Source organism: Aulosira sp. FACHB-615 (assembly GCF_014698045.1).
GTDB lineage: Bacteria > Cyanobacteriota > Cyanobacteriia > Cyanobacteriales > Nostocaceae > Nostoc_B.
The window spans coordinates 181223-200429 of the sequence record NZ_JACJSE010000002.1 but is presented as its reverse complement, the minus strand read 5'-3'; the positions used below and the strand labels follow the sequence as shown (position 1 = coordinate 200429).

At 39.3% G+C, this 19207-nt stretch carries 16 protein-coding genes; 11 read left to right on the top strand and 5 right to left on the bottom strand.

Features of this window, described 5'->3' with window-relative positions:
* Positions 1-16 precede the first annotated feature (16 nt).
* Positions 17-751: a response regulator transcription factor gene (locus tag H6G77_RS03225; protein WP_190591769.1), complete on the top strand. Its 735-nt coding sequence runs from the start codon at positions 17-19 to the stop codon at positions 749-751.
* 110 nt (positions 752-861) lie between these two features.
* Entirely contained in the window at positions 862-1956 is a 1095-nt protein-coding gene (locus tag H6G77_RS03220; RefSeq protein ID WP_190591768.1) for a response regulator, read from the top strand.
* Positions 1957-1987: 31 nt separating this feature from the next.
* Here H6G77_RS03220 and H6G77_RS03215 read toward each other — a convergent pair whose 3' ends face one another.
* The 3 genes from H6G77_RS03215 to H6G77_RS03205 form a co-directional block, all read right to left on the bottom strand.
* The gene (locus H6G77_RS03215; RefSeq protein ID WP_190870813.1) at positions 1988-4630 is read right to left on the bottom strand and encodes a carboxypeptidase-like regulatory domain-containing protein; all 2643 of its coding nucleotides are present in this window, start codon (positions 4628-4630) and stop codon (positions 1988-1990) included.
* Positions 4627-5454, bottom strand: a complete 828-nt coding sequence (locus H6G77_RS03210; protein ID WP_242049133.1) for a P pilus assembly protein, chaperone PapD — start codon at positions 5452-5454, stop codon at positions 4627-4629. Before H6G77_RS03210 ends, H6G77_RS03215 begins: the two co-directional genes overlap by 4 nt.
* Before the next feature lie 70 nt (positions 5455-5524).
* Positions 5525-6013, bottom strand: coding sequence for a hypothetical protein (locus tag H6G77_RS03205; protein WP_190870812.1), 489 nt, complete (start codon positions 6011-6013; stop codon positions 5525-5527).
* Between the two features lie 774 nt (positions 6014-6787).
* Here H6G77_RS03205 and H6G77_RS03200 point away from each other — a divergent pair.
* The 4 genes from H6G77_RS03200 (at position 6788) to H6G77_RS03185 (ending at position 11673) form a co-directional block, all read left to right on the top strand.
* Positions 6788-8611 (top strand): response regulator, encoded by a 1824-nt coding sequence (locus H6G77_RS03200; RefSeq protein WP_190870811.1) that lies wholly within the window; start codon positions 6788-6790, stop codon positions 8609-8611.
* Between the two features lie 174 nt (positions 8612-8785).
* The gene (locus tag H6G77_RS03195) at positions 8786-9157 is read left to right on the top strand and encodes a response regulator (protein ID WP_190591764.1); all 372 of its coding nucleotides are present in this window, start codon (positions 8786-8788) and stop codon (positions 9155-9157) included.
* Positions 9158-9383: 226 nt separating this feature from the next.
* Entirely contained in the window at positions 9384-9788 is a 405-nt protein-coding gene (locus H6G77_RS03190) for a response regulator (protein ID WP_190670938.1), read from the top strand.
* Between the two features lie 457 nt (positions 9789-10245).
* Entirely contained in the window at positions 10246-11673 is a 1428-nt protein-coding gene (locus tag H6G77_RS03185; protein WP_396020663.1) for an AAA-like domain-containing protein, read from the top strand.
* A 270-nt stretch (positions 11674-11943) separates the two neighbouring features.
* On the opposite strand, the gene cysC is transcribed toward H6G77_RS03185, so the two are convergent.
* Complete coding sequence (cysC, locus tag H6G77_RS03180; RefSeq protein ID WP_190870810.1) at positions 11944-12525, bottom strand: adenylyl-sulfate kinase; 582 nt, start codon at positions 12523-12525, stop codon at positions 11944-11946.
* 446 nt (positions 12526-12971) lie between these two features.
* On the opposite strand from cysC, the gene H6G77_RS03175 reads away from it, so the two are divergent.
* From H6G77_RS03175 to H6G77_RS03160, 4 genes are all read left to right on the top strand, one after another.
* Positions 12972-13619: a histidine phosphatase family protein gene (locus H6G77_RS03175; RefSeq protein ID WP_190591761.1), complete on the top strand. Its 648-nt coding sequence runs from the start codon at positions 12972-12974 to the stop codon at positions 13617-13619.
* A gap of 124 nt (positions 13620-13743) precedes the next feature.
* On the top strand, positions 13744-14769 hold the full coding sequence (locus H6G77_RS03170; RefSeq protein ID WP_190870809.1) for a glucokinase: 1026 nt from the start codon (positions 13744-13746) through the stop codon (positions 14767-14769).
* Between the two features lie 43 nt (positions 14770-14812).
* Positions 14813-15409: a hypothetical protein gene (locus tag H6G77_RS03165; RefSeq protein ID WP_190670934.1), complete on the top strand. Its 597-nt coding sequence runs from the start codon at positions 14813-14815 to the stop codon at positions 15407-15409.
* A 227-nt stretch (positions 15410-15636) separates the two neighbouring features.
* Positions 15637-15990 carry a DUF6464 family protein gene (locus H6G77_RS03160; RefSeq protein WP_190870808.1) on the top strand — a complete coding sequence of 118 codons (354 nt, stop codon included), beginning with the start codon at positions 15637-15639 and terminating at the stop codon, positions 15988-15990.
* A 20-nt stretch (positions 15991-16010) separates the two neighbouring features.
* On the opposite strand, the gene fmt is transcribed toward H6G77_RS03160, so the two are convergent.
* Entirely contained in the window at positions 16011-17015 is a 1005-nt protein-coding gene (gene fmt, locus H6G77_RS03155; RefSeq protein ID WP_190870807.1) for a methionyl-tRNA formyltransferase, read from the bottom strand.
* Positions 17016-17890: 875 nt separating this feature from the next.
* Here fmt and H6G77_RS03150 point away from each other — a divergent pair.
* Entirely contained in the window at positions 17891-19201 is a 1311-nt protein-coding gene (locus H6G77_RS03150) for a hypothetical protein (protein ID WP_190670928.1), read from the top strand.
* Positions 19202-19207 lie beyond the last annotated feature (6 nt).

The following is a 19207-nucleotide window of genomic DNA, read 5'->3' as shown; positions in this document are numbered from 1 at the left end:
TTTTTTAATAAAATTAATGACCAAAAAAATATTAGTGATTGAAGATGAAGTTCAAATCTGCTCGAACATTCAGCAGATTTTAGGTTTATCGGATTTTCAGACTATTAGTGCGAATAATGGCATCGATGGATTAAGCCTAGCTAAATCAGACAAACCAGATTTGATATGTTGTGACATTATGATGCCTGATTTAGATGGTTATGGCGTACTTAAAGCCTTACGTGAAGACCCGGAAACTGATTCTATCCCGGTAATTTTGCTGACAGCAAAAGTTGAGCGTAGTGATTTACGTTATGGCATGGAATTAGGAGCAGATGATTACATCACAAAACCTTTTTCACCAGAAGAACTGTTGAAGGCAATTGAGATGAGATTAGCACGGGTAGTAAAACCTACCTTGATGAAACAAAAGTATGAAAAAGAACGTCAACAAAATATCAAACTCAAACAAGAAATTCAAGTTAGCCAGCAAAAGTTAGAAGAAACTAAGCAGTTGGCTGATATGCGGAATGATGTTTTAGAAAAGCTGTTGCAAGATTTAAGTAATCCGCTTTCTAATATTAATATGGCGGTGCATATGCTCAAGCAGGTGCAATCAGATAATGACCGCGATCGCTACTTGAAGATTTTACAAGAAGAGTATGACCGGGAAATAATGCTTTTAAATGAAATGAAAAATTTACAAGCATTATTAACTCCAGAAAATGCCAAAATTTTGCAAAAGTTTAATTTACTTCATCACAGTAAATAAATTGTATTTGATGCCTGAGATTATTGATTCCAATACCTATATATTTTTAAGGCTATCAGGGTTGTCATTCTATTCCCAAAAACAATAATTTATCTTTTTAAATTCTTTAGATGAACACAATTTTGATTATAGAAGACGAACCCCAAGTTCGAGAAAATATTCTGGAAATTTTACAATTTTCCAACTTTGAAACCTTGGCAGCACCCAATGGCAAAATAGGATTAGAAATTGCTCAGACACAATTACCCGATTTAATTATCTGCGACATTATGATGCCTGAGTTAGATGGCTATAGTGTGCTATCGGCGCTGCGTCAAAATGAAGCAACGATTAATATCCCTTTAATATTTGTGACGGCAAAAGCAGAACGTTCAGATTTTCGTGTAGGAATGGATTTTGGTGCTGATGACTATTTAACTAAGCCCTTTACTCCCGAAGAACTGCTGAATGCAATTGCCGTCCGGCTGAACAAAAAAGCTATGGTTGATCGCCAATCGCAAGCCAAGCTAGATGAGTTACGGATGAATATTATCCACTCATTACCCCATGAAATTAATACGCCTTTAAATGGCATTATTGGGATGACTCAATTGTTAATTGAGCATTCAGATATGATTGATGAATCTGAAGAAATTGAAATTGTCGAATCGATTTACACATCAGCTAATCGGTTGCATAGACTAGCACAAAGGTTTTTACTCTATAGTAATTTGGAACTAGTCGCCAGAAACCCAGAAAAGGTGCGACAAATTCAAGAAGAATTAGATAACTGCTTGAGTAAAACAGTAATTAGTGAGATTTGCTTTCAGAAAGTGAAAGCAGCAAGTAGAGAAAAAGATTTAAAGTTAGGATTAACCGAATCTCTGCTAAAATTACCGCAAGAAAAATTGCATATTCTGGTTGAAGAACTAATAGATAATGCTTTGAAATTTTCGCTCCCCAGTAATGAAGTGCAAGTCTTGAGCCAAGTAAATGGTGATAAATATCAATTAGATGTCATTGATCATGGTCAAGGTATGACATCTGAAGAAATCGAAAAAATTGGGGCATTAATTCAATTTAATCGCAAGTTATATGAACAACAAGGTTCTGGTTTAGGATTAGCGATTGTGCAGCATATCGTGAAATTGTATCAAGGTGAATTTTTCATTCATAGTACTCCCGGTCAAGGCACTAAGATTAGTGTTACTTTACCTTGTTTATGACTTGTTAGTAGGAACAGAGAAATATCTGCTCCTACTGTTTGAGGTTTAATTCTTGGAAGTGTTGAGAAGATTCATTCAAAATTAATTTATCGGGTTTTGCTACTTGCTCATTAATTTTGATGTGATAAGTACCTTGGGGCAACCGCTCTAAATAGTAAACGCCAGCATCATTAGTTACAGAAAAACGGCGTTGTTGTGTTTGGGGCGCAATTGCTTCGACACGCGCACCTGCAATGGGAGTACCTGATTCATCTGTAACTATTCCAGAGAGACTATAGCAGAGGTGAAAAGGTACAAGCACAGGAGTATAACTACCAGCAATGACTTCAACTGCATAGCTATCAACTGCGGTTTCCCAATCTATCGGGAATCCTGAAGGATCAATATCCAGACGATAAGTTCCAGGTACTAACGAGACTATAATGCGTTTTTTTTGAACATCTGGACGAAATGATTTGATGGGTAAATTATTCAGGATGAAGAGTAAATCAGAGTTTTCTGTATGTATTGGTTCACCGCGATCGCGTTTGTTGTTATTATTTTTGTCAAAAAATGGTTGGATCAATAATCCTCCCACAGAACGCAATCGATCTGATTGGCGATCGCCAGGAAATATCCCCTTATGAAAATTCAGACTAGAGACAATCTCTAAACTGTAAGAAGTTTGATCAGAACTAATGGAACCGCCTTCATATCTTCCTCGCACTAATAGCCCTGGAATCACCGCAGTTTGCAAAGTGACGATTAACCCTGAATGACGAGAACCAATACCATATCCCAATTCCACATCCCAAAGATTTCTACCATCAGCAGTTCGTTCTGGTGTACGATAACGCCAAGCTAAAGTTGCTAAGTTATCAAAGTGATTTAAGTTGCGTGTTTCATAACCCAGTCTGAGAGAATGTCCACTTTGTAAAACCGTATCACCAGATAAGTTGTAATTTAGTTGGGATCTGGTAGCAATTTCATTGCCTTGATGACTCAAAGATAATAACCCTAAACGTTGATCAAGGCTCCAATGGCAATGGTTTTCTGCATCCAAGCTCAAACGACCTAAAGAAAACCATTCTCCAAAACTAAATGATGTTTGCACACCAGTTTCCCAACCATGACGACTGTCATAGTTACCCAACAAAGTTAAATGAGGCGAAAAGCGCCAATCCAAATTCAATCGGCTGGAAAATTTATCAGTATTCAATTTGACAGTTAAATTCTGAGTGGGAAAGAAACGCGCATTCGCATCAAGATCCCACTTACCATCTTGATCGCCTGAAAGTACGGAAGCCGCCACTTCTAGAGGAAAATTATCTGGTCGAAAAAATATTTCTCCTAATGCTTGAAGATTTTGATCGTAGATCAAGCCAGCGCCTAATGTTAAATTTTCTGACACACCCCACCTACGGGCGATTCCCCCTTGAAATTCCTGCAAATCTCCAAAAAAATTTTGACTTGGTTCGCCAGATAATTTTCGTCGCCAGCCACCGGAAACAATTGTTGCTGATGCACCTGGGGGAATTTGTCCGGGAATATTGGAGAAAGTTGCAGCGCGAATTTCTGGTTGTGCTGTTAGTCTTCCTTCGGGATACAGAAAGACACGATAGTTACCTGCTGATAATTGTCCACTAGTTAAATTTTCAAAGCGGTATATCCCCGCAGAATCTACTAAAATTTCGGCGATTGGGCGATCGCCTAAACCTTGCATTAACCTAACTAATGTTCCCGGTGCAGCTTCACCAACAATTGTGCGGCTAATTTTTTCAGCTTGTAAACGTTGAGTGGGGCTAAAACTACCACCTTCTTGGGGGATTAATGCTTTGAATCCCTGTCTTTGAATCGTAGTCAAACCCCAATATTGTTTGCTGCTGTGACTACGCCAAAAAGTTGGCTGAGAACCAACAATATAATCAGCGTTATCTGTTTCTCTTAAATATTGAGCTTCAGCTAAATTCCAAGTCTGGGAGTCTGTTAAGTCTTTTTGCTGCCCACGCAGAAAGAAACTACCATTAAAAATACTACCAACAGCTATAGTTTCTCCTACAAAAGTAGGCGTTGAAGTACCTGAACCACTGGTATTGACTCTTTGCTCAATAGCTGTAATACTTTGTTGCGGAGCTTTAACAGTTGGTAATCCAGCTAGTTGCAGAGGAATTACATTTTTTTGCTCAACAGAAGATACTGTTTGGTTTAACCAAGACGGATTTAAGATAATGGCATAATCATTAATATCAAACTCTGCTGTCACCCCAAACAAAGTTTGTAATTGTTGAATCGAAAATACTACACCTAATTCTGGATCATGAATTAATTGCTGGGAGTCAAGGCGAATTACGAACCCAGGAGAACGCACTTCTATCTGACCATCGCCTAAAGATGTCACAGATAATTTGAGAGCTTGAATCACCGCATCATAGGAAATCAACCAGTGTTCTAAGTTAACGGCTGCTGTGCCGTTTTCTTGACCACGGACAAATACACTGGGAAGTACATTTTGTTTACCGACATTGATTCCTACGGGAAAAATAGAAAATTCCTCTGTTACCCCGATTTGTGGTGCAGAGGATTGTGTGTTTTGGCGGAATAAACTTGAGTGAGAATCTGCCGCAAATACTTGACAAGAAGTGATTGGTAGTAGATAAAAAGTAAAAAATACTAGCACCCAGGGAAATTGATTCATTTACCAGAAACGGTATGCACAGGAATTATGAAATTGACATTGAATTTCTGCTGATTTTGTTGCTTGTCACCCCAGAGTAATTCACCTGTTAGCTGATATTGACCAGATGCTAAGGCTGTTTTTCCTGGCTGGAGATAATTGATGGGAATGTAGCGATCGCTTTCAGCAATAATATAATTAGACTCTGCCCTACCTTGTTTAATTACCTTGTTATCTTGCTGTAAAGTCCATTTAACTGTTGTTTTAGCAGAGACTTTACCGGAATTTTTAATTAATAATTGAATTTGCTGCTGTTCTGGATTCCAAACGGCACTATCAACTACTAAATTGGGAGATAAATTGCCTTGGTGGACATAAATGGTTGCGCCTATTCTTGTGGCAATATTAACTTTATTACCACTGTTATCTTTCACCTCGTCCAATTTTTCAGTAAAAATTACCGCCCGATATTCTCCTTCAGGGAAATTAGGCGGAAAGCGAGTTATCAAACGCACTTTTCTGGTGACTCCTGGAGGGATGACTAACTCTCGCGGTGAGAATTGCAGATATGGATTCAGGTCATTGGGACTAGAAGTTAAAGTTGTAAATCCCGTCACGCGGTCATAGGTAAAAGGTTGAGCATAGACACGAGCGCGAAAGGGCTGATCACTTGTATTACTAACATTAATACTAGCTTGGGCTTGACCACGATTAGCCTGCAACTCAACAATCATTGGTGAAAGATTGACTTGTGAATGTGCAGGAATATTCGCTAACAAAGTTGCTAGTAAACTCCAACTTGCTAGTTTTAAAGTTGATTTAATAAATAAATTTTTGGTAATCATTTTCAAAAATTAAAGCTCCTAAAAAAGTTTTTAGGAGCCATTAACCCCCCTACATCAAGTTCAGAATTACTTATGGTGCAACTGTTAAAGTAACAGTGTAATTGTATGTACTGGCTGGAATAATAGTCGAACCATTACTGACATTCATCCCAATTGAAATATTTGTGGCTTCACCAGTCGCTAAAGTCACAGGAGTACCAGCATTTGTCGTGGTGTTACTTGAAGTTAAAGATGTACTAGTTGCTGTTAATGTACTAGTCTTTGTGGCACTACCTAAAGCAACAGTATCACTACCACTTTGAGTTGGTGCAGAGATACTCAATTTGGCAGCATAGTTACAAGTAACACTGGTTGAACCAGTACTACCATTGGCTGTACTAATAGAAGTTGAGTTAGCACCTGCAACTCCTAAAGTACCTGCGGTAGCACTTCCAAAAACACAAGTTGGAGCAATAGTACCGCTTGCAGAAACATTTTGAGTTTCAGCAAAGGCTCTGGGAGCAGCCAATAAAGTACCTGTAACCAATAAAGCAGCAGTAACTAAAAAACGACGAACCATAGTAAATCCCCCCTATTCAATAAGTTAATGGAATTGATTTATCAAAGAATTTAATGTTCCAAAGGCTGGCATTTAGCTAATATTAATTAGCTGAAATGCTCAACCAAACATCAAACCAATGACTGATACTCAGTGATTTGAAAAGCAAACAATAGTAGAAGTTCTTTAGGTGTTTCTTCTTCAATTTTGTTGCTTTCGATATTGTTAATTTAACAATTTCATCAACTATGAATAAGCGAAAAATTACCAAAATTTCAATAGATGCTATCCAAGTAAGACTACGACAAAACTTCCAGTACAGAAGTAAGTGTTTGTTCTGAATCCTCAACTTTCCTATCAGGGTTTATGTATGTATGTAGGGGGATAAGGAGACAAGGGAGTATAAAGTTTTGTTGAGTAAAGCCTGATTATTCAATCCGCAGAGTCAGCAGGTTAAAGCAAAAATGCTACAGGCAGTATCCCAGATGCTTTGCAGATCAACTTGCGTATATTTGTCTGTATACTTTTAAAGGTATCCGTAGTTGCAGCACTAACTACTTATCTTTACACCCATTCTTAACAGACAAAGTTTTTGCGTAAGTCCCACTGGCGATCAGGCATAATTTATGCTTGCTCTATCAAGCAAACAGATGTATCTTAAAAAGTGTCTGCTAAATAAAGTCATAGCTAAAACCATCTGAGGCGATTTCGCCTTATGAGCTTAATTTTCAGAAATTAAGATTTTTTTGGCTGTGCTGAGTAGGGTGGCTCATTGGTTAGGAAATCGTAGAAGTTGTGAAAATTCTGCTGGTAGAAGATGATTTACCAACTGCATCCGTACTGAGTGATGTTCTCAAGGCGGAGTATTATACAGTTGAATTAGCAACCGATGGTCAAAATGGATTGGCTTTAGCAAGCTTGTCTAATTTTGACTTGATATTGTTAGATTTGCTGATACCCAAACTCGATGGAATTAATCTTTGTCGTCAACTCCGCGCTCAGGGGGTGCAGAAGCCGATTTTGTTGCTTACAGCGAAAGACCACAGTCATGATGTGGTTACAGGATTGGATGCAGGTGCAGATGATTACGTCACAAAACCTTACGATATTTCAGAATTATTAGCCAGGATAAGAGCATTGCTGCGGCGTGGACAGACAGAACTAACACCAAGTCTGCTGCGTTGGGAAAATCTCTGCATTAATACCGTCTCAGCAGAAGTGACATACCAAGATAAAGTTATATCTTTAAGTCCCAAGGAATATAGTTTGCTAGGGCTGTTTTTGCGTCATCCACAGCGCGTATTTAGTCGCAGTGAAATTATTGACCGTCTTTGGTCAATCGATACGTCACCTAGTGAAGGCGCTGTGACTAATTTGATTAAAGACTTGCGACACAAGCTGAAAACAGCAGGAATGTCTGCGGAATTATTAGAGACAGTTTATGGTTTGGGTTATCGGCTGAAGACTGTGCCACAAACTCAGCAGACAGACATCACAATAACAGCAAAACGGCAAACTGCGATCGCTTCTATCAAGAAAACTCTAGAACGCTACAAAGATACATTTCACCAACGAGTAAGTTTGCTAGAACAAGCTGCACAAGCCTTACAGCAAGGACAACTATCATCTAAACTACGACAGCAAACCAGTCAAGAAGCACATAAACTAGCCGGAACATTAGGCTCGTTTGGTTACAGCACAGGCTCAAAGTTAGCTCAGTCTATTGAACATTTGCTGATTCAGGATAAAAATCTCACCTCACAGGATGCAGTGAAACTATCGCAATTAATTACTCAAATCCAAGAAACACTCACTCAACCACCCACATCCAGCACCTTTGAGCAATTTGTCAATATCCAACTTCCTCTCGTGCTGGCTATCAATGATCAATCTTTTAATCACCAACTCAAAACGGAAGCTGTGAATTGGGGAATGCAGATAGAAGTAGCGATGAATTGGGAGAGTATTCAACATCAAGTTTCACAACTGCCCAAGGTGATTTTGCTTTATTTAAATGAGCAAGCATCAATGCCAAAGAGTTTACAACTGCTGAATAAACTCAAACAACAGTTTCCCAAAATCCCAATTTTTGTCATCGCCGAGCAGGAAAATTTAACGCAGCGAGTTGCGGTGGCTCGTGCTGGTGTCCAAGGATTTCTCTCTAACCCCAACACTAGGGAAGTTTTTCAGGTAATCACCCAAGTTTTACCCAAAACTCCGGCTCATCCAGCGAAGGTGATGATTTTAGACGATGATCCGATGATGCTGGAGATATTGAGCAACATACTGCTATCTTGGGGATTACAAGTCAAGACATTGCAAAATCCGCAAAAATTTTGGGAAGCACTGGTTGAAACTCAACCTGATTTATTAATGATTGATTTAGAAATGCCGACATATAGTGGTGTAGACTTGTGTCGGGTGGTGAGACAAGATCCTCATTGGAGAAATTTACCAATTTTAGTAGTAACTGCCCATAAAGATATGAAATCTGTTCAACAAGTATTAGCAGCAGGAGCCGATGATTTTATTGGGAAACCTGTGGTGGGGACAGATTTAATCCATCGTGTTATGAGCCGAATTGATCGCTATCGTGTACAGCAACAACTCTTGACTTAATAAGACCACACTCATACAGTACTCTGAGTATTAAGTAATGAGTAATGAGTAATAAGTAAATTTTTTACTCGTTACTTTTTTCAATCATTCATCAACATCGAGTCTGCTGTATTAATTACCTTACCACCCAAGCGATCGCACTTCCACAATTTTGTCAGTAGCATTAACAGAACCATGAGCAAACGCATTCTTGTCATCGATGATGAAGAATCACTTCGAGATTTAGCCTGCACATGCTTAGAAGATTTAGGTGGCTGGGAAACAATACCCGCCCAATCAGGCCATGAAGGACTTTTACAAGTCCAAGAGCAGATTTTAGATGCTATTCTCCTAGATGTGTCTATGCCTGATATGGATGGGTTTCAATTTTACGAGCAAATCAAAGCCAACCCTAAAACCCAAACAATTCCCATAATTCTACTCACCGCCAAAGTCTTACCAGACGACTACAAGCGTTTTGCTCAATTAGATATAGAAGGCATCATCAATAAACCATTTAACCCCGTTCTGATTTGTGAACAAATAGCTCAAATCCTTGCTTGGTAAGCCTAATTAGGGGAGTTGGGAGTAGATAACGAATTTCTCACGTATGGGGAGTGTGGGGAGTGTGGGGAGTGTGGGGGGAAAGATTTCTTCACCATCCTCCCACCCTTCCCACACCCCTGGAGGTAGATAATCATGACCAATAACAAATGATCATTGAACACCCTTATCAGTTTCTTATTTTCTTGATTTAAGCTGAGTTCATCACTATTCATCCAGCGTTTTTTACATGACCATCAAGACAATATTGTTAATTGATGATGAACCGACTATTCGAGAACTGGTACAAATTTGTTTACACGATTTGGTGGGATGGAAAGTTATAACTGCTGCTTCCGCCCAAGCCGCCCTTCAACACCTAGAGGTAGAATCTCCTGATGCTATCCTGCTGGATGTTGTTATGCCCGGTATGGACGTTACGACATTTTTGCATAGATTTCACGAAAGACATTCAACTAAATTAATTCCAATAATTTTTTTGAGTGTAATTGCTGATTGGTTTACTTCACAACAACTCCAGCAACTTGGTGTGGTGAAAGCAATTGCTAAACCTTTTAACCCCTTAACTTTACCTGAGCAAATTATTTGCGCTTTAGGCTGGAGTGTAAAACCTGAATGTGAATCTGTTCTTTAAATAATAAATAAGCCACAAACAATATCATGTTTTGCCATCTCATACCAATTTAATATGAAGACGCATATAAAAATCAATTACCCCCCTTATTCCCCCCTTGGAAAGGGGGGAAATAAGACAATCTAGTTCCCTCCCCTTATAAAGGGGAGGGTTAGGGAGGGGTAAAATACTGTGCAGATTTACATAAAATTGGTATCAGATACTGTGAACTAAATCACAATTACTTTGCTAAATATAGGACTCATCTTTGATTTGGGAAAAAAATCAGTACACTCAGATCAGGCTTCTTTCCTACTCCCGACTCCCCATTCCCTATTCCCGACCTACACAAATAAATTCAGAAATCAAACCGGATTCCTATAACTCTTGACACTTAAAGCAAGTAGAGCAAAATACATACTAGTTTCCCTCTAATTCTCGGCATAGATAAACCATCACAATTTATCCATTAGATTTTATGTACGCCAAAAATTTTGCTCCAAAAACCATGAATTTACAGCAACATAAAACTAAGAGAAGGAGAGGTGTTATACTCACTTCCACAGGTATACAACGTTTACAAGAAGCAATTATATCTTGGGAAATTCTTAAAAATCAGGGATATCGTTTAACTTTAGAGGAACTGAGCAGACAGGTAAATATTTCTACAAAAACTTTAAGCCGATTATGGTCTTTGAGTAAAGGTGTAGATCAAAAAACTCTCAAATTATGCTTTAGTGCATTTAATTTAAAACTACAAAAAGAAGATTACACTATTTTAAATGACGCAGAAGAAACAGGAATATTCAGTTTTCTATCAAAATATTCATCCTTGCAAACAGATAATTTTGCTCAATTTTCTCATCACCAAGAACAGTATTGGTTATATCCCAATGGCCCTGTAGCTTTAGATTCTCCCTTATATATTGAACGTCCACCAATAGAAGAAATAGTTTGTCGAGAAATTACTCGCCCAGGTTGTTTGATTCGGATTCGCGCTCCGAGACAGATGGGTAAAAGTTCTTTAGTATTACGTCTTTTAGCTTTTGCAAATCTCAAAAAATATCGGACTGTTAATGTTAATTGTCATCAAATAGATAACCATTGTTTGACTGATTTAAATAAGCTTTTGCGTTGTCTTTGCTGGGAAATTGCCCAACAATTAGAAATTGAGCCTAACTTGGATGATGAATGGGATGAAGAGGTTGGTTATAAATTAAGCTGTAGTTTCTACTTACAAAAGTATATTCTGCAACAAAGTGATAACCCCATAGTATTGGTATTGAGTGATGTGGATCGGTTTTTTGATTATCCCCACATAGCTCAAGAATTTTTTGCTTTGTTGCGTTCTTGGTGTGAGGAAGCACGTCAAAATCAAACTTGGCAAAAACTGAGATTAGTAGTGGTATATTCTACAGAACAATATGTTTCTCTAGATATTAATCGTTCTCCATTTAATATTGGCTTACCTATACGTCTGAGTGAATTTACTCAAACCCAGGTGGAAGATTTAGCCAGAAGATATGAGTTAGACTGGAGTCCTGGTCAAGAATCTACTCAATTGATGTCTTTAGTTGGTGGTCATCCAGCTTTAATTCAACTAGCTTTATATCATCTAGCTTCTGGTATTACTACTTTACAAGATTTGATCACAGAAGCGATCGCCAACGGAGGGATCTATCGCCATCACCTCTGGCGACACTGGATTAAATTACAAGGTAATCCCAATTTGGTTAAAAAATATACTGAGCTAGTTGGCTCACAGGCAAGCATGTCTGTTGACCCTATTGATGCTTATAAACTGGAAAGTTTAGGATTGATTTGTTTTGATGGCGATCGCATTCTACCGCGTTGCGAACTTTACCGTAATTATTTTCAAAAACAGCTACATACAACAATGGTATAGGAATCCGGTTTGATTTCTGAATTTATTTGTGTAGGTCGGGAATAGGGAATGGGGAGTCGGGAGTAGGAAAGAAGCCTGATCTGAGTGTACTGATTTTTTTCCCAAATCAAATATGAGTCCTACATAACTTCTCTATTGTTCAAATAACTCAGAGATGATTTATAAAGTAAAACTAGAATTTCTCATATTTACTTTATAAATGGTCTCTTCAAGCAAAATCCCAACTGATTTATCAACTAATACTAGAGAAGATCCATAAATTCATAATTTTTATCCTACAGGTGAATGATGATTTTGTAATTGGGGTGATGTGAAAGGTTGGATATATCTTAATTCTTCTAATTTATTTAAAATTTTACTGGCGCTTTGAGCAATTGTTTCTTGATTGGTTTTACATTCAACATCGGGTGTCAGAGGTACTTCGTAGATATCATCAATACCAGTAAAGTTTTTGATTTCCCCGGCTCTGGCTTTTTTATACAAACCTTTAATATCACGCTGTTCGCAAACTTCTAATGGAGCGTTGACATATACTTCAATAAAATCTCCAATTTTGGCTTTGACTTCTTCTCGAACTGCTCGATATGGCGAGATAGCCGCAACAATCACAATCACATTATTTCTCGTTAGCAAGTGTGCAACAAAACCAATCCGCCGAATATTTTCGTCTCGATCCTCTTTGCTGAAGGTTAAACCTTTGCTTAAGTTTTGACGAATTACGTCACCATCGAGTACTTCCAGTTTATATTCTTGCGATCGCAGTTCTGTTTCCAAAAACTGACAGATAGTGGTTTTACCAGCACCACTCAAACCAGTTAACCAGATTGTGATACCACGCTGTTTCTCTACCATCTTACCTCTACAATAAATCTTTAATAACTGTGACTAAATGTCAATCTGATGTAGGTGGATAGATCAGGAAGACTGAATCTAAGTATCATATATTACAAATTTTATACTTATATTTCTAGGGAGTGTTTGTTGATCGCAGTCCAGAATCTCAGGACTTACGCACCACAATTGTCTGTGGGGATTGGGTGTGGGGGTGAAAGGGTATGGAGTGTAAGAGTTTTGAATACTTACACCCTTATACCCCCGCACCCTTTACTAAAACCTTATTTTTTCGTTTTTTTTGCGTAAGTCCTAAATATTTAGGAAATTGATTATCTGAGTTTATACCTGTGAAAACATTTAATTATTACAAAACATTACAAGATTTGTCATAATATTGGGTTTGCAACCATCTTTTAGCACCTTAATTTTTTCTAGGTGTAAACTTTACTGGCCTGAAAACACCCATGAGTCAAATAGTCTGGATAGCAAGACACGCCAACCGCCTCGACTTTGTAAATCCTGATTGGTTCCTCACCGCCGAACGACGTTACGATCCGCCTTTATCTGATGATGGTTTCGTGCAGGCAAAACAATTAGCTCAACGCTTGAAAAGTGAGAAAATCACCCATATTTTTGCTTCTCCCTTTTTGCGAACGGTGCAAACAGCTAATGCAGTAGCCGAAGCCTTGGATTTATCTATCAAATTAGAAACAGGTTTGAGTGAATGGTTAAATCCTGAATGGATGACAGAAGAACCAGAAAGACTTTCTACTCTTGCCTTAAAAGAATTATTTCCCAGGATTGACCATAGCTACACACCACGCATCGCCGCTAAATATCCCGAAACTCACGAACAAGTACGCGCACGTTCTGGACAAACAGCCAGATGTTTAGCCACAGAATGTTTTCCCGAACAAATTTTATTGGTAGCGCATGGTGCTTCTGTGTTAGGCGCAGCAATGGGGTTAGTGGGAGAAGTTGCCAAAACCGAAGTTAAAGCTTCTTTATGTTCTTTAGTCAAGGTTGTACTTCAAGGCCCAGAATGGTTGTTAGAACTAAAGGGGGATACTTCTCATTTAACTCAAGTCGAAGAAGTGGTTCGATTTGCGTAAATTCCGCAACAGGAGAGAAGACTGGGGTTATAAGCCGTAAGAAGATGAAAGATGAAGTCTGAATCTATTTTCAGGCGGGAATTAATTCTACAAAAACAATAACTAAACTACTAAGTAATTATTTATGACTTTGTTACTAGCAGGAGATATCGGCGGCACAAAAACTATTTTGCGATTGGTGGAAACCTCAAATTCATCAGAATTGCAGACAGTTTATGAGGACAGTTATCGCAGTGGGGATTTTCCTGATTTAGTGCCGATGGTACAGCAATTTTTACTCAAAGCAAATACAGCTACTCCCCAAAAGGCTTGTTTTGCGATCGCCGGGCCAGTGGTCAACAACACTGCTAAACTTACTAACCTAGCTTGGTTTTTAGATACCGAACGTCTGCAACAAGAATTAGGTATCGCGGCAATTTCCTTGATTAATGACTTTGCGGCTGTTGGCTATGGCATTTTTGGGTTAAGTTCCCCAGATTTGCTGACTTTACAACCAGGTAAACCAAAACCAGAAGCACCCATCGCTATAATTGGTGCCGGTACAGGATTAGGACAAGGCTTTTTAATCAAGCAGGGAAATCATTATCAAGTTTTTCCCTCCGAAGGTGGTCACACCGACTTTGCCCCCCGCAACGAGTTAGAATTTCAATTGCTGAAATATTTGCTGGATAAACATGATATTCAGCGTGTTTCGGTAGAACGGGTGGTTTCTGGTTTAGGTATTGTTGCTATCTACCAATTTTTGCGTGACCGCAAACATGCTACAGAATCGCCAGAAATTGCCCAAGCTGTGAGAACCTGGGAACAGGAAGCCGGACAGCCAGAAAAAAGTGTTGATCCCGGTGCTGTGATTGGTAAAGCCGCAGTTCAAAAAAGCGATCGCCTCTCGGAACAAACATTACAATTATTTGTTGATGCTTACGGTGCAGAAGCTGGCAACCTCGCCTTGAAACTTTTACCCTACGGTGGCTTGTACATTGCTGGGGGAATTGCACCGAAAATTCTGCCATTAATTCAAAATGGTAGTTTTTTATTGAACTTCACTCAAAAAGGCAGAATGCGTTCTCTTTTAGAAGAAGTACCAGTATATATTATTCTCAACCCCCAAGTAGGATTAATAGGTGCGGCTTTGTGTGCAGCTAGGTTATAACACTATCATCATCAGTGATATCTGCATCAGTAAAGCTAAAACTATGACATTCCCTAAATTATTACCTTTGATAGCTGCCACACTGGTTTGTGGTAGCTGTTTTGTTGTAGAAGCACGTCAACCCCAAACGGCAGTTAAAAAGCCAGAAACCGCCGCGCAACCAGTCCAACCAAAATGGAAATTATTCCGTGCGCCTGATGGACGTTTTACCGTATTAATGCCGGGAACACCAAACAAAGAAACCCAAACCCAAAAAACCCAGATAGGGGAAATTGACTTAAATATATTTTTTGCTCAACCACCAAAGCAGCAAGTTGCTTATGTAGTTGTTTATAATGATTTCCCCCACAGTTACGGCACATTGACCAATCCGCAGACCATATTAGACCAAGCACAAGTTATGGTGCTAAAAACGACAAAAAGTAATTTGATTCGTCAGCGTAATATTCGCAGTTCTAATGGTCATCCCGGCAAAGAAATTGAGTTTATTAATCCCGGCGGTAAAATTACTCGCAGTCGGATGTATGTTGCCCAAGGTAGGTTGTATCAAGTCATGGCTATTACTACGAAAAAGCAACAACAAACCCTCAACAAAACTATTACCGGGTATTTGAATTCTTTCCAAGTTGTTTTGAAATAGCGAGACAAGTATTAAGGAGGCAGGAGGGAAATACCCCTCCCTACTCGCCACTCCCAGCCTTTACAGATAATTTTTTGGATTCTTAAACTTGACACTACCACGCTAGAGCGATCGCATCCTAAAGTGGATCACTATGAAGGCGATCATTAATTATAGTCGAGGTCAGATCAGCAAAAGTAGGCTCCTGCGATACTATTTTTATAATGTAAATCACATCACATAAACCTATGGAGCCAGACTCTTTACCAACCGAGGTGATACTGACGCACCCGCGTCAGTCCCTCGGTAAATTGCAACTTGACTGGACACCCCAACCAGGAAACTATCTTGATTTTCAAGGTAAAACCTACGCTGTTCTAGAGCGTCGCCATAGATATCAATTTAAATCTGGGCGTTATCGACTGCAAAATATAGCAATCTACGTCCAATCTGCTCAAAGACCAGCAGAAAAAAGTTTACTAAATGGACGCTGGGTGGTTGGTGACGCTACTTGTGTTTATAATGCTCATTCTGAAATTGTTCGCTGTGCAGTCAACCCCCAAGGCCCTTGCCAAGACTGTCGCTACTATGAACAAGTATGAAGTATGAAAAATTTCAGACTTCACACTTCAGACTTCAGAATTTCTCCCACTGTCAACCGCGCACCATTAACAAAATCCCATCCCGACTGGGGACGTTTACCCGCTAACTGAACTTCCCGTAATAATAATAAACCTGCTCCAGTTTGGGCGATCGCACCTATTCCCTTGGTAATGCTGACTATTTCTCCAGGAATGCCAGATATATTGGATAAATCAGGTAGTTTTTGGCGTATGGTTGCTAATTCTGGTGGTATTTCTTCAGCGTCAGCAGAACCAAGGGGAAGGGTAGCTGTAATTTTCAGAGTCTGGTTCCGAAAAGTTGTCCAACAATTAGGGTAAAATCCCCGAATTTGATTGTGTAATTGTATTGCACTCTTTGTCCAATCTAACTGGTAATCTTGCTTTTGAATCAAAGGTGCGTAGGTAGCTTCTGCGTTATTTTGCGGAATTGGTTGAATTTCTTGGTGCTTCAGTTTTAACAGCGTTTCTATTAACAAATCTCCACCAATTGTTGCTAATCTTACAGCTAAATTGTCAGTATTATCTAACAATTCAATGGGTGTGGTTGCTTTTAGCAGCATATCCCCTGTATCCATCCCAGCATCCATTAACATGGTCGTAATTCCTGTTTCTGGTTCACCATTAAAGAGACACCACTGAATCGGAGCCGCACCGCGATACTTCGGCAAAATTGAACCATGTACATTAATACAGCCTAATTTGGGCATATTCAAGATTTTTTTGGATAAAATCTGCCCATAAGCTACCACTACAAACGCATCTGCTTCTGTTTGTTGCAGTTTCGCTAAAGTTTCACGATCTTTTTTAACTCGCTCTGGTTGCCACACTGACAAATTATGCTGGAGAGCCAGGGTTTTTACAGGTGAAGGAGTCAGTTTGTTTCCCCGTTCTCGACGTTTATCTGGTTGAGTCACCACTGCCAAAATTTCAAATTCTGGATGATTCAGTAATTTTTCGAGAGTAGGAATAGCGAATTCAGGAGTACCAAAAAATACAACTTTCATTAATCAATAATCAATAGTTAAACATCAATAGGTAATATTTACTTAGTTATTTATTATTATCCTCCTTACTCACTATTTTCTACACACAAGTTGGCGAAATTGAGTTTTATTGATAGACTAAAAGTAATTTACCCCAATATGTTGATAGATTGATACCAGCTTGACACTTTATTAGTCGGCTGATTCCCCTAGAGACCATACACAAGCTTTGCGAGGGTTGCCAAAACAAAGCTGTTGATTCAGTTTTTGCCAAAATGCAGTTACAAGTTTAGCGGCATTTTTGCAATTGTTAGAGATTAGATATTAATTTACTTCCAGGGGTGGATACTAACTCGATTTTTCGAGTATTATATGTTGTGCGTCAGCTTTACCAGCTTTTAAAAGAAACGCCTCACTCAGTTTCATCGTTACAGGGGTCTGCACTGTTGTAGCAGGGATAAATAGGGGAGCCTCCTGCGGCTTGGCAGTTGCTAAAGTCTATCCCAACAGTTCAGCTTTTCGCTCTACCTAGAGGCTACAAATGCCTTGTAGCCAACATAATGCGCCTAATGCAGTTAAATCAAGCACCAGTTTTATGGTGTGGTTAATTGCTGGTTAAAGGCGTAAAAGTTTGGTTTATGCAGTAATTATGTTGTTCATCTGCATTAACTTTGTTATGGCAGAAATTTCGCTAATCAATAGTATTTATTAAGCAAAAAGGTGCAGGCAATGATAATAAATTTTTGTGACAAGGTGCAAGTTTAAAAAAAATATTTCTCACAATTAGTAGTTAAAAGCGTGAGTTTATTGTTATACCTGTAGTCATCACTTTTCCTCCTACTACATAAGCCTCGATTGCTCCTCACACAGCACCCGCACTTCTAGAGAGTCCACACATGCTCAAACCCCTCTTGCTGTCAGGATGGTTCCGTGTGCAACCATTTCTTAATTCTGTTGTTCTAGTGATGCTGATTGCGCCTTTATTTGCAGCATCAGGTCACTCTACCTCTGCTCAACAATCCAAAGTAGTAGCTAAACTTCCTGCTGAAGCTGGAGAATCAGAAGCTGTAACTCAAGAAACAGCTAATGAACCAGATTTAGCAGCAATGTTTCAAGATGCTCCGAATAACTCCACCCCCGGAGAATCGATTTCATTGTCACAGAATCTACTGGGAGTGGGGAAACAGCCAGTTTTACAAGCACACAAAATCGAATCTTTAGTAGTAGCGGATTATGCAATTGGCAATGGCTCTCAGACAAGTGGTGCTGATCCTTTCGCAGCAGTAGAACTGGCTCCTGTTCCCAATATTCGTGGTCATCACAAAAAAGGCCAAGCATCTGAAATTGAAGCGTTAATGCAAGAAAATAATTTGGCATCAGCTAAAGATTCTCTTGTTGGTTCATCAGGATTCAATCGCATTCCAGGGGTTGACGCAATTCCCCAAACACCAGAAACAGAATCTACAGATGATTTACCTGCAATGGAAGCACCGAGTGAGGAGCAAGCCGAACAGGTAGATCCTATCGGTAGTCCCCATCCCATTCCTTGGAAATGGATTTTAGCGACTCAAGAAGCGGTTGGCTCGAAGGGTAGTTCTGGGGTGCGTTATTATCGGAGTTTACCTGTGGTGTCTCCTGATGGTAAGTATGCTGTTTATAGCCGGGTACAGATGGACGTTCAACCGGAAATGTATAACAGCCGCGTGAGTAGCACCATGTTTGTTGAAGACAGAGAAACCAAGAAATTGCGGGTAATGGCTTCAACTTCCAAGATCAAAGATCCGTTACTCCGTAATCAAGTTGCACCGCCAGAGCAGATGCCAGAAAATGGCAATATTGGGGTGTTGGTTCCGGTTAGTTGGTCAGAAAAAAGCGATCGCTTTTTAGCACGCAAATTTGAGGGTGTATTCAATACTGGCGATGCTACAGATCATGCAGTGATTTGGGATCGACAAAAAAATCATACCAACACCGTTGCACCCGCACGTCAAGACGATGAACATGAAAAAATTGCTGTATTGCTAGGTTGGAGTAAAAACCAACCAGATCATGTACTGTTCCGCGAAGGCGAAATGGGTGAAGAAGACTGGCCTTTAGTACAAGTTGCTACTGATGGTAAAACAGTTAATACAAACGACACTGATCAGCCTGTAACTTTTGGTGAACACAAAGAAGTATGGTCAGGGCCACAAGTAGCTACTCGCTAATAGCAA

Coding starts and splice junctions, on each gene's coding strand:
- H6G77_RS03225 (WP_190591769.1), top strand. CDS start 17: ATGACCAAAAAAATATTAGTGATTGAAGATGAAGTTCAAATCTGCTCG.
- H6G77_RS03220 (WP_190591768.1), top strand. CDS start 862: ATGAACACAATTTTGATTATAGAAGACGAACCCCAAGTTCGAGAAAAT.
- H6G77_RS03215 (WP_190870813.1), bottom strand. CDS start 4,630: ATGAATCAATTTCCCTGGGTGCTAGTATTTTTTACTTTTTATCTACTA.
- H6G77_RS03210 (WP_242049133.1), bottom strand. CDS start 5,454: ATGATTACCAAAAATTTATTTATTAAATCAACTTTAAAACTAGCAAGT.
- H6G77_RS03205 (WP_190870812.1), bottom strand. CDS start 6,013: ATGGTTCGTCGTTTTTTAGTTACTGCTGCTTTATTGGTTACAGGTACT.
- H6G77_RS03195 (WP_190591764.1), top strand. CDS start 8,786: ATGAGCAAACGCATTCTTGTCATCGATGATGAAGAATCACTTCGAGAT.
- H6G77_RS03190 (WP_190670938.1), top strand. CDS start 9,384: ATGACCATCAAGACAATATTGTTAATTGATGATGAACCGACTATTCGA.
- H6G77_RS03185 (WP_396020663.1), top strand. CDS start 10,246: ATGTACGCCAAAAATTTTGCTCCAAAAACCATGAATTTACAGCAACAT.
- cysC (WP_190870810.1), bottom strand. CDS start 12,525: ATGGTAGAGAAACAGCGTGGTATCACAATCTGGTTAACTGGTTTGAGT.
- H6G77_RS03175 (WP_190591761.1), top strand. CDS start 12,972: ATGAGTCAAATAGTCTGGATAGCAAGACACGCCAACCGCCTCGACTTT.
- H6G77_RS03170 (WP_190870809.1), top strand. CDS start 13,744: ATGACTTTGTTACTAGCAGGAGATATCGGCGGCACAAAAACTATTTTG.
- H6G77_RS03165 (WP_190670934.1), top strand. CDS start 14,813: ATGACATTCCCTAAATTATTACCTTTGATAGCTGCCACACTGGTTTGT.
- H6G77_RS03160 (WP_190870808.1), top strand. CDS start 15,637: ATGGAGCCAGACTCTTTACCAACCGAGGTGATACTGACGCACCCGCGT.
- fmt (WP_190870807.1), bottom strand. CDS start 17,015: ATGAAAGTTGTATTTTTTGGTACTCCTGAATTCGCTATTCCTACTCTC.
- H6G77_RS03150 (WP_190670928.1), top strand. CDS start 17,891: ATGCTCAAACCCCTCTTGCTGTCAGGATGGTTCCGTGTGCAACCATTT.